The sequence below is a fragment of the Corallococcus sp. 4LFB genome (assembly GCF_046520365.1).
GTDB classification, from domain to species: domain Bacteria; phylum Myxococcota; class Myxococcia; order Myxococcales; family Myxococcaceae; genus Corallococcus; species Corallococcus caeni.
This window is the reverse complement of sequence record NZ_JBKGHJ010000331.1, coordinates 1-9963: the sequence shown is the minus strand read 5'-3', so window position 1 is coordinate 9963 and position 9963 is coordinate 1. Positions and strand designations below refer to the sequence as shown.

Below are 9963 nucleotides of genomic sequence, written 5' to 3'. Positions count from 1 at the left end.
TCCCCGCCCATGCCTTTGCTGGGCAGCAGCGTCAGCGACGTGGCCTCCAGGCGCAGCCAGTGGGCCCACCTCGTTTCTTCCTCGGCGGTTGCCGGTGACGCGGGCTCCTCCACGGACAGCGCCGCTCCCGCTTCGTCACCGGCAGCCTCGGCCTGAAGGGCCTCCTCCAACCTGCGCACGGTGGCGTCGAAGTCTTCTGGAGTGATGGCCTCCTGCGCCCTTCCGACCCCAGGCAACAGCAGCAGCAAGACGACGGCCCAACTCCAATGCATGCCCATCGACGCCTCCGTGGCTGGCCCCAGCAGGGGCGCTCAGGACAGAGGTTCCATGTTCGGTCCGACAAGGCGGAGGACCGGGTGGGGCATTGCACTGAAAGAGCCACATAAGACCCGGCCCGCCGGGGGATGGACAGACGTGCCACACCACGGCGCCAGCCGCGCGAATACGGAGTTCAAAGCTCGGGCGGTGAAGCGGGTGCTGGAGGAGGGCAAGTCCCGGGCGCAGGTGGCCAAGGACCTGGACCTGACGCGCAGCGCCCTGGAACCCTGGGTGAGGCAGGCGCGCGCCGATGCGGCAACATCAGAGCATGCCTATAAAAGGCCTTCAGGGACTCGGCGCCAGCCGTTCGGCCGCGCGCCCCGCGCCCATGGACCGCGCGTAGTCCAGCGCGGTGCGCTTGTCCGCGTCCCGCACCCGGTGGTCCGCGCCGCGCTGGATGAGCAGCTCCATCAGCTCAACCTTGTCGAACATGGCCGCGAACATGAGCGGCGTGCGGCCATCCGGGCCCGCGCCGTCCACGTTCGCGCCCGCGTCCAGCAGCACCGTGGCGATGTCCAGGTTGCCCTTGAACGCGGCGCCGGCCAGGGGCGTCTGCCCGGCGTCGTTGGGCTGCTCCGGGTCCGCCCCGCGCTCCAGCAAGAGGCGCGTGGCCTCCACATGGCCGTGGTAGCTGGCCAGCATCAGGAGCGAGTCCCCCCGCTCGTTGCGCACGCCCACGGGGAGCCCGGCGTCGAGCAGCTCGCGCAGCTTGCCGGCGTCTCCCGAGCGAACGACCGCGAAGGCGCTCCTCACGAAGTCCATCAGGGCGGCGTCCTCGGCGGACGGGGGAGCGGCGTTCTTCGGGTCGTTCGGGGAGCTCATGGTCGGCATTCCTTCCTAGCGGGAGCGGCGCTTCTGCTGGACGGCGGTGGCGATGCGCGAACCATACTCCTCGTCCGCCGCGCGGAAGTGGGCGATGGCCCGCGTGATGATGTCTTCACGACTCACCTGCGCCAGGCTGCCGGAGAGGTTCTCCACCAGCCGCGCCTTCGCCGCCTCGTCCATCAGCCGGTAGAGGGCGCCGGCCTGCACGAAGTCGGTGTCCTCCGCGTGCTTGCCGTGGACGAAGGTGCCCGTCAGGCCGCTCACCGCGTAGCCCGTGCCCGGCGCCTCGTCCGTCTGGGCGGGGCCGTTGAAGCTGTTGGGCTCGTAGTTGGGGCCGCGGCCGCCGTTGCCGTCGAAGCGCATGGCGCCGTCACGGCCGTAGTTGCGCGCGCCGCCCTTCACGCCCCTGGGCGCGTTCACCGGCAGCTGCGTGCCGTTGATGCCCAGCCGGTAGCGGTGCGCGTCGCCGTAGGCGAACAGGCGCGCCTGGAGCATCCGGTCCGGGGACGGGCCGATGCCGGGCACGAAGTGCGACGGGTCCAGCGCAGCCTGCTCCACCTCCGCGAAGAAGTTCTCCGGGTTGCGGTCGAGCGTCAGCCTGCCCACCTCCATCAGCGGGTAGTCCTTGTGCGGCCACACCTTGGTGAGGTCGAACGGGTTGAAGCGGTAGTTCGCCGCGTCCGCCTCCGGCATCACCTGCACCTTGAGCGTCCACGAGGGAAACTCGCCCCGGTCGATGGCCTGGTACAGGTCACGCTGGTGGTGCTGCGGGTCCTTGCCGCCCACGGCCTCCGCCTCCTGGGTGGTGAGGGTGCGGATGCCCTGGTCCGTCTTGAAGTGGAACTTCACCCAGAAGCGCTCGCCCGCCGCGTTCACCCACTGGAAGGTGTGCGAGCCGAAGCCGTCCATGTGCCGCAGCGTCGCGGGGATGCCCCGGTCCCCGAAGAGCCAGGTGAACTGGTGCGTGGCCTCCGGCGAGTAGGAGAAGAAGTCCCAGACGTTGTCCGGCTCCTGGCAGTTCGTGTACGGGTCGTACTTCTGCGAGTGGATGAAGTCCGGGAACTTGATGCCGTCGCGCAGGAAGAACACCGGCGTGTTGTTGCCCACGAGGTCCCAGTTGCCGTCCTCCGTGTAGAAGCGCACCGCGAAGCCGCGCGGGTCGCGGGCCGTGTCCGGCGCGCCCTTGGAGCCCGCCACGGTGGAGAAGCGCAGGAACGCCTCCGTCTTCTTGCCTGGCGCGCTGAAGACCTTCATGCGGGTGAAGCGGGTCAGGTCCTGCGTCACCTCGAAGGTGCCGTAGGCGCCGGAGCCCACCGCGTGCACCACGCGCTCCGGGATGCGCTCGCGGTTGAAGCGGGCCAGCTTCTCCAGCAGGTGGTGGTCCTGGAGCAGCACCGGGCCGTTGGGGCCCGCGGTCTGCGAGTGCTGGTTGTCGGAGACCGGGGCGCCGGCTTCGGTGGTCAGGGTGGGACGCTGGGACATGGACGCTTTCCTTGGCGTGAGGCCTTCAGGGGCACTGCGACGGGGGGAAAGGTAGAGAGGTCCCGCTGATTGGGCCAAGACATCGTTTGGATGGGAGTGATAGGCAGGGGCTATCGGTTCCAGGGAGGACCATGGCCTCGCTCAACGACATCACCCTGCGGCAGCTGGAGTACCTGGTGGCGGTGGCGGAGACGCTGGGGTTCCGGCGGGCGGCCGAGCGGTGCCACGTCTCCCAGCCGGCCCTGAGCGCGCAGATACAGCAGCTGGAGTCGGTGCTCGGCGTGAAGCTGTTCGAGCGGGACGCGCGCCGCGTGCTGCTCACGCCGCAGGGCACGGAGCTGGTGGCGCGGGCGCGGCGGGTGCTCACGGAGGCGGAGGACATCCTCAAGGCGGCGGCGCGGATGGGAGACCCGTTCGCGGGGCCGCTGCACCTGGGGGCCATCCCCACGGTGGCGCCCTACGTGCTGCCGGAGGTGGTGCCCGCGCTGGTGAAGCACTACCCCAAGCTCCAGCTCCGCCTGCGCGAGGAGAAGACGGCGCTCCTGATGCGCGACATGGACGAGGGCCGGCTGGACGCGGCGCTGCTCGCGGTGGACGCGGAGCTGGGGCTCAAGGTGGAGCACGCGGTCATCGCGGAGGACCCGTTCGTCGTCGCGGCGCCGCCGGGGCACCGGCTGGAGAAGAGGAAGCAGGTGCGGCTCGCCGACCTGGACGACGAGGACGTGTTGCTCCTGGAGGACGGGCACTGCTTCCGCAGCCAGACGCTGGCGCTGTGCACGCGCGTGGGCGCGCGCGAGGTGGACTTCCGCGCCACCAGCCTGACGACGCTCGCGCAGATGGTGATGGCGTCCGGCAGCGTCACGCTGCTGCCCCAGCTCGCGGTGCGGACGGAGAACCGGCAGGGGCAGCTGGTGGTGCGGCCCTTCGCGCCGCCGGGGCCCGGCAGGACGCTCGCGCTGGCGTGGCGTCCCGGGCACCCCCGGGCGGAAGCGCTGCGCGCCATCGCGGGGACGCTGCGCTCCGTGTGGCCCGGCGGCCCGAAGGCGAAGGTCAGCGCAGCGGCTTCTGCGAGGTGACGATGCCGTCCGCGTCCGCGTAGAGGTGGTGGCCGGGGGTGAAGGTGACGCCCGCGAAGCGCACCTCCACGTCGCGCTGGCCCTCGTTGCGCTTGCCGCTCTTGAGCGGGTGCGTGCCCAGCGCCTTCACGCCGATGGCGGTGCGGCCCACCTCTTCCGAGTCGCGGATGCAGCCGTTCACCACCACGCCCGCCCAGCCGTTCTGCTGGCCCAGCGCCGCGAGCACGTCGCCCACCAGCGCGCAGCGGCGGCTGCCTCCGCCGTCCACCACCAGCACGCGGCCCTGCCCGGGCTCCTCCAGGGCCTTGCGCACCAGGGAGTTGTCCTCCGGCGCGCGCACCGTGCTGATGGGGCCGGAGAAGCTCCGGCGCCCGCCGTAGTCCATGAAGCCGGGCTCGGCGACCTGGAAGTGCGGCGCTCCCGCGTGGGCGTCGCAGAGGTCGGCGGTCTTGAGGTCGGGGCTGTCGCTCATGAGCCCCAGGATGCACGCGCCGGCCGGGGGTGACTGTCATTGCGAGCCCGGGCGGCCGCGTCCTGGCCGTGCATTGTTCAAAACCCCAACGTCGCTGCCCGGCGGCGCGGCGTCAGGGGGCCGCGTAGCCCACGGTGCCGGTGTTGCCTTCGTAGGTGTTGGCGCTCTCGGTGAACGTGGAGTCCTTGAAGACGAACACGCCCCAGCCCGTGGCCTGGGACACGAGCGAGTCGGAGAGCTGGAGCCGCCCCCGGCCCGAGTTGCCGCCCAGGGTGATGTTGCCCTGGATGTCGCCCGCGTTCGTGAAGGCGTCGCAGCAGAAGGGGTCCGAGCCGCCGTGGCTCACCCGCGCGTGGGCGATGACGTTGGTCGCGTCCAGGGAGCGGATGGAGATGCCCTTCCAGTAGCCCGGCGTCTGCGTCCGGCCCGTGAACACGATGGGGTCCTCCGCCGTGCCCCGCGCCACCAGCGAGCCCGTCTCCGTGATGCGCAGGCCCGACATCGCCTCGAACTGGAGCCGCACCCCTGGCTCCACGGTGAGCGCGCCCGTGTACTCCACGATGGTGTCCGGGAGGCCGGTGGAGACGCCATAGGGCACGTCCAGCTTGTGCAGCGTCTGGGCGATGGCGGTGTCACCCGCCGGCGCGGGCACCAGGTGGACGGCGTTGTCGCCGTTGGCCACCGGGTCGGTGGCGCTGTTGCCGGAGTAGACGGTCTCCCCATCCAGGGCGCTCGCGATGGACAGGCTCACGGTGGCGGGCGCGCCCAGGTTGCCCCGGAAGAGGTTCCGCGAGAAGCCCGGCAGCCGCGCCTTGTTGAAGGCGAAGAGGCCCACCGTTCCGCTCTGCTCCACGGTGGTGTTCGCGATGCGCACCTGGCTGACGGAGTTCTGGATGGATGAGCCCACCACCACCGCGGCCCGGGCCTCCAGCCTGCCGCCGGGGCCGTAGAAGTAGTCACAGCAGAAGGGGCTCTCACTGCCCGCGTAGGAGATGACCACGTGCTCCAGCACGTTCGCGGGGTTGTTGGACTTGAACGCGAGCCCCTTCCAGGACCCCGGCGTGGCCGTCGTCCCGGTGAAGGTGATGGGCGCGGCCTCCGTGCCCACCGCGTTGAGGGACCCTGTCGGCAGGATGAGCAGGCCGGCGTTCGGACCGAAGCGCACCACCGTGCCCGGCGCCAGGGTGAGGGCTCCGCTCACCTCCACCACCCCCGTCACCGCGTAGGTGCACTGCTGCGCCCCCGGCTCCCAGGTCGTGGCGGTCTTCACGTCGTCGGAGATGTCCCGCACGCAGGCCCCGCCGGGCCCGGGGCCGTCACCGGGGTCGTCCTCCGAACCGCCACAGGCAGCCAGGACGGAGGCCGCCACGAGAGGGAGAAACCGCGGGAAGCGAAGCAGGTGTCGTGCCATGGGGGTCCCCTTGAGCGAGGCAGCGGCGGAGGCCGCTTTCCCCCGGAGTACGCCGGGCCGCGCGCATATTCCGGGGCGGGGAGGAAAACGTCACCGCGGGCGCCCATGGCTGGACGCGCCCGTCCGCTCAAGGCTGGAGGGCGACCTTGAGCACGCCGTCCTTGCGCTGGCTGAACAGCTCATACGCTTCGCGGATGTCCTTGAGCGCGAAGCGGTGAGTGAAGAGCGGCGTCAGGTCCACGCGCTTCGCGCGCACCACCTCCATCAGCCGCCGCATGCGCTCCTTGCCGCCCGGGCAGAGCGTGGTGACGATGCGGTGGTCCCCCAGCCCCGCGGCGAAGGCGTCGTAAGGCATTTGGAGCTTCCCGGAGTACACGCCCAGGCTGGACAGCGTGCCGCCGGGGTTGAGCGTGCGCAGGGCGCTCTCGAAGGTCTGCTGCGTGCCCAGCGCCTCGATGGCCACGTCCACGCCGCCGCCGGTGAGCCGCTTCACCTCCGCCACCACGTCCTGGCCGCGGAAGTCCAGCACCACGTCCGCCCCCAGCTTGCGCGCCATGGCCAGGCGCGCCTCGTCCCCGTCCACGCCAATCACCAGCGACGCCCCCATCAGCCGCGCCCCCACGGTGGCGCACAGGCCGATGGGGCCCTGCGCGAACACCACCACCGCGTCGCCTATCTTCACGCCGCCGGACTCCGCGCCGCTGAAGCCGGTGGACGCGATGTCCGCCAGCAGCAGCACCTGTTCGTCCTTCAGTTCGTCCGGGATGGGGGCCAGGTTCGCCTGCGCGAAGGGCACGCGCACGTACTCCGCCTGCGCGCCGTTCATCGTGTTGCCCAGCCGCCAGCCGCCCATGGCCTCCAGCCCCGCGCCGTGGCCGCACTGCGACAGGTGCCCGGAGAGGCAGCCCCGGCACTGGCCGCACGGCGTGATGGCACCCACCAGCACGCGCTGCCCCACCTGGTAGCCCGTCACGCCCGGCCCCAGCTCGTCGATGACGCCCACCATCTCGTGGCCCACGGTGAGGCCCGGCTGCACCGGGTACTCACCGCGCAGGATGTGCACGTCGGTGCCGCAGATGGTGGTGAGCGTCACCCGGACCACCGCCTCGCCCGCGCCCGCCTTCGGCTTCTCCACGTCCTCCACGCTCAGCTGCTGGGGCCCCGGAACACGGTTGCCTTCATGTCTCACCTCGTCTGTCTTCAGGCGCGCGGCATGCGCACCGTGACCGCCGGCCGGTCGCTGCGGGCCATCACCTGCTGCGCCACCGAGCCCAGCACCATGAGGCTCACCCCCGTGCGGCCGTGGGTGCCCAGGCACACCAGGTCCGCGCAGTGGCGCTCGGCCGCCTGGGTGATGACCCCCGCCACGTCGTCGCCCTTGAGCACCGACAGCTCGACCTTGTGGCTCCCGTCGTGCTCCGGGGCCGGCACGCGCAGCTCCAGTTGCTGCCGCGCCGCCTGGAGCTCCTCGGGCGTCGCCTCCTCCGGCTCCACGTGCAGCAGGTGCACGGTGCCGCCCGCGGGGGTGATGGCGAAGGCGTAGGCGATGGCGCGGTCGCCGGCTTCGCCGAAGTCCGTGGTCGCGAGCACCGTCCGCACCCTGGGGGCCTCCTGCTCCAGCCCCCGCTCCGCCGCGCGCGTCGGCACGCTCACCACCGACATGGGCGCCAGGCGCCGGGCGGACTGGGACACGCTCCACAGCTTCGCGAGCGCCCTGCGCTGGTGGGTGCCCACCACCAGCAGGTCCACCTGCTCCTCCGACGCCAGGGCGATGAGGTGGTCCGCGATGCGGCCCAGCCCCGGCTCCAGCCGCGACCGCACCGGCAGCCCCGCGGCGCGCAGGGGCTCCAGCAGCGAGTCCGACTCGCGCTCCAGCGCCTCCCGCAGCTCCGGGGACATGTCCTTGTAGCTGTGCGGGTGCACCAGCCCCAGCCGCTCCGCCTCGCTGCCCACCCAGACGACGCGGCCGCCCACGACCTCCACGGGCCCGGCCTTCGCGAGCGTCTTCACCCAGTCCCGGGCGACCTCGAAGGGCCTGGAGCGATCCACGCCCAGCATGACCCGCAGGGGGCGCTCACCGCGCGCCCACGCCTCCAGGCCGGAGCCCTCGCGGACCACCAGGAAGGGGACCTCCAGGAGCTGCGCCATCCGGTCGACCGTCCCTCCCAGGCCCCGGAAGGGCGTGTCCTCGCGCGGCGCGCCGGCCACCACCCACTGGATGCCGCGCATCACCACCAGCTCCCGCAGGGCCTCCTCGGGCTCTCCCGTGAGGAGCACGGAGTCGACCTGGGCCCCCGTGGCCCGCAGCCGGTCGCACTCGTCCCGCAGCGTGGAGCGGGCGGTCTCGCAGATGGCGTCTCCGAAGGTCCGCACCAGGGTCCCGGTCAGCGCGTGCACGATGCACAGCGGGACGTTCATCCGCCGGGCGAGCAGCGCCGCCGTGTCACAGGCGCGCCGGGCGCTCTCCGAGAAGTTGGTCGCGCAGGCGATGGTCATGGCCTCTCCTTGTCATCCCCTCTGCAAGCTAGTCACTGTCATCGCGGTGACTCCTGGCCCGCGGGCTCGAACCCGGCTCGCACGGACGCGGCCTCCCCCAGCTCCTCGGCCACGCTGCGCGCCCAGCGGGCAAGCTGTCCGGAGTCCCGCCAGTCCCCCGCGTGCTCACGCGCCATGGACCGGGCGATGAAGCCCCGGGCATCACGCTCCAGTCTTCCGCCGAAGGTCTCATGGCCCCGCGCGCCCACCTGCTCCATGAGGGCCCGCACCTGCGCCGTGGGCGGAATGCGCTCGCGCGCCGCCGAGTCGTCGAGCGGTCCGCTGGAGAAGAACCACACGGGCCGCTCGCGCAGCTCATGCGCGTGCCGGTGCACGAAGCGCCGGGCCTGCCGGTGCCAGCGGTTGGCGTAGAGCCCGCCTCCGACGATGACGGCGTCATAGGCCCGCACGTCGCCGACGTCCTCGGGGGCGAGCGCCTCCGCGTCGAGGCCCTCGTCCCGCAGGTCGCTGGCGAGCTGCCCGGCGATCTCCCGGGTCCCGCCCAGCTTGCTTCCGTAGGTGATGAGGATCCGCATTCGCGCCCTCCTGGCCGAAGTCCTCCGACATGGGTGGCGCGACCGGACGGCGTTCGCAAGGGGACCCCGGCCGGGCGCCCGCGTCCAGACAGGCTCACGGCGGCAGGGCGCATTGCCGACGCCCGTGCAGGACCCCAGCTTCTTCCGGGGGCCTCATGCGAGTCCTTGTGCCGGTCAATCGCCTGCCTCAGGGCTGGGAAGAAGCACGGGGGCTGGATGCGGAAGAGGTGCTGGCGCGGCGCGCGCGTCACGGCCTCAACGACGTGCGGGGCCCGTCCCGCCACGCTCCGGCCCAGAGCCTGCGCGACGCCTCGCGCGACCCGATGCTCTGGTTCCTCGTGGGCACGAGCGGCCTGTACTTCGCGCTGGGGGAGCGCGTGGAGGGCGCGGTGATGCTGCTGGCCCTCGTCCCGCTGCTGGGCATGGATGTCTTCCTGCACCACCGGACCCAGGCCTCCACCGAAGGGCTGCGCGGCCGCCTGGCCGAGCGCGCCACGGTGCTGCGCGACGGGCGCGAAGTGGAGGTGCCGGCGCGCGACGTGGTGCCGGGCGACCTGGCGCGGGTGGAGGCGGGAGGGCAGTTCCCGGCGGACGGCCTGGTCGTGCGAGGGCAGGGATTGCAGGCGGAGGAGTCCCCGCTCACCGGCGAGTCGCTGCCCGTGCGCAAGCGGCCGCTGGAGCGCCTCCCGCCCGGGGCCGAGCCCGCGGTGGACGCGGTGCACTGGGGGCTCGCGGGGACGCGGCTGCTCACCGGGACGGCCTGGGTGCGCGTCGTCTTCACCGGGGCGGAGACCCTGTACGGGAGCATCATCCGCTCGGCGGGCCAGGAGGTCCGGGCCCGCACGCCGCTGCAGCACGCGGTGGCGAACCTGGTGGCGGTGCTGGTGGGCGTGGCGGGCGCGCTCTGCGCGGTGCTGGCGCTCGTGCGCTGGCGCCAGGGCTTCGGGTGGCTGGACGCGCTGCTGAGCGCGGCGACGCTCGGCGTGGCGGCGCTGCCCGAGGAGTTCCCCGTGGCCCTCACGTTCTTCCTGGGCGCGGGCGTGTACCGCCTGGCCCGGCGGCAGGCGCTGGTGCGGCAGGCCGTCTCGGTGGAGAACATCGGCCGGGTGAGCTGCGTCTGCTCGGACAAGACGGGCACGCTGACCGAGGGGCTCCTGCGGGTGACGCGGCTGCTGCCCGCCTCCGGGACCTCGCCGCGGGCGCTGCTGCGGACCGCGGTGCTGGCCTCGCGGGAGGAGGGCAGGGACCCCCTGGACGTGGCGCTGCTGGAGGCGGGAGCGCGCGAGCTGCCGGAGCTGCCCGGCCCCG

9 protein-coding genes and 2 pseudogenes are annotated in these 9963 nt (G+C 72.5%); 3 read left to right on the top strand and 8 right to left on the bottom strand.

Annotation, left to right across the window (positions count from 1 at the left end):
• Positions 1 to 272, bottom strand: a pseudogene (locus ACLEQD_RS28880) (hypothetical protein); the annotation flags it as partial.
• A gap of 142 nt (positions 273 to 414) precedes the next feature.
• Between ACLEQD_RS28880 and ACLEQD_RS28875 the strand changes: the two are divergent.
• Positions 415 to 576: pseudogene (locus ACLEQD_RS28875) on the top strand (transposase); the annotation flags it as partial.
• A gap of 27 nt (positions 577 to 603) precedes the next feature.
• Here the strand turns inward: ACLEQD_RS28875 and ACLEQD_RS28870 are convergent.
• Positions 604 to 1140, bottom strand: a complete 537-nt coding sequence (locus ACLEQD_RS28870) for an ankyrin repeat domain-containing protein (protein WP_410388400.1) — start codon at positions 1138 to 1140, stop codon at positions 604 to 606.
• A 15-nt stretch (positions 1141 to 1155) separates the two neighbouring features.
• Complete coding sequence (locus ACLEQD_RS28865) at positions 1156 to 2625, bottom strand: catalase (protein ID WP_410388398.1); 1470 nt, start codon at positions 2623 to 2625, stop codon at positions 1156 to 1158.
• 131 nt (positions 2626 to 2756) lie between these two features.
• Here ACLEQD_RS28865 and ACLEQD_RS28860 point away from each other — a divergent pair, with 131 nt between their 5' ends.
• Positions 2757 to 3701, top strand: coding sequence for a LysR substrate-binding domain-containing protein (locus ACLEQD_RS28860; RefSeq protein WP_410388396.1), 945 nt, complete (start codon positions 2757 to 2759; stop codon positions 3699 to 3701).
• On the opposite strand, the gene rraA is transcribed toward ACLEQD_RS28860, so the two are convergent.
• From rraA to ACLEQD_RS28835, 5 genes are all read right to left on the bottom strand, one after another.
• On the bottom strand, positions 3676 to 4173 hold the full coding sequence (rraA, locus tag ACLEQD_RS28855) for a ribonuclease E activity regulator RraA (RefSeq protein WP_410388394.1): 498 nt from the start codon (positions 4171 to 4173) through the stop codon (positions 3676 to 3678). The genes ACLEQD_RS28860 and rraA overlap by 26 nt on opposite strands.
• 112 nt (positions 4174 to 4285) lie before the next feature.
• Positions 4286 to 5542, bottom strand: a complete 1257-nt coding sequence (locus tag ACLEQD_RS28850) for a hypothetical protein (RefSeq protein ID WP_410388392.1) — start codon at positions 5540 to 5542, stop codon at positions 4286 to 4288.
• Between the two features lie 169 nt (positions 5543 to 5711).
• Entirely contained in the window at positions 5712 to 6773 is a 1062-nt protein-coding gene (locus ACLEQD_RS28845; RefSeq protein ID WP_410388390.1) for a zinc-binding dehydrogenase, read from the bottom strand.
• An 11-nt stretch (positions 6774 to 6784) separates the two neighbouring features.
• The gene (locus tag ACLEQD_RS28840; RefSeq protein ID WP_410388389.1) at positions 6785 to 8080 is read right to left on the bottom strand and encodes a universal stress protein; all 1296 of its coding nucleotides are present in this window, start codon (positions 8078 to 8080) and stop codon (positions 6785 to 6787) included.
• Between the two features lie 38 nt (positions 8081 to 8118).
• Entirely contained in the window at positions 8119 to 8655 is a 537-nt protein-coding gene (locus ACLEQD_RS28835; protein WP_410388387.1) for a flavodoxin domain-containing protein, read from the bottom strand.
• A 227-nt stretch (positions 8656 to 8882) separates the two neighbouring features.
• Here ACLEQD_RS28835 and ACLEQD_RS28830 point away from each other — a divergent pair.
• Positions 8883 to 9963: HAD-IC family P-type ATPase (locus tag ACLEQD_RS28830; protein WP_410388385.1), on the top strand; the 1081-nt coding region annotated here is incomplete at its 3' end.

What these genes read in the sequence shown, in the direction of transcription:
- ACLEQD_RS28870 (WP_410388400.1), bottom strand. Translation starts at nt 1,140, where the DNA reads ATGAGCTCCCCGAACGACCCGAAGAACGCCGCTCCCCCGTCCGCCGAG.
- ACLEQD_RS28865 (WP_410388398.1), bottom strand. Translation starts at nt 2,625, where the DNA reads ATGTCCCAGCGTCCCACCCTGACCACCGAAGCCGGCGCCCCGGTCTCC.
- ACLEQD_RS28860 (WP_410388396.1), top strand. Translation starts at nt 2,757, where the DNA reads ATGGCCTCGCTCAACGACATCACCCTGCGGCAGCTGGAGTACCTGGTG.
- rraA (WP_410388394.1), bottom strand. Translation starts at nt 4,173, where the DNA reads ATGAGCGACAGCCCCGACCTCAAGACCGCCGACCTCTGCGACGCCCAC.
- ACLEQD_RS28840 (WP_410388389.1), bottom strand. Translation starts at nt 8,080, where the DNA reads ATGACCATCGCCTGCGCGACCAACTTCTCGGAGAGCGCCCGGCGCGCC.
- ACLEQD_RS28835 (WP_410388387.1), bottom strand. Translation starts at nt 8,655, where the DNA reads ATGCGGATCCTCATCACCTACGGAAGCAAGCTGGGCGGGACCCGGGAG.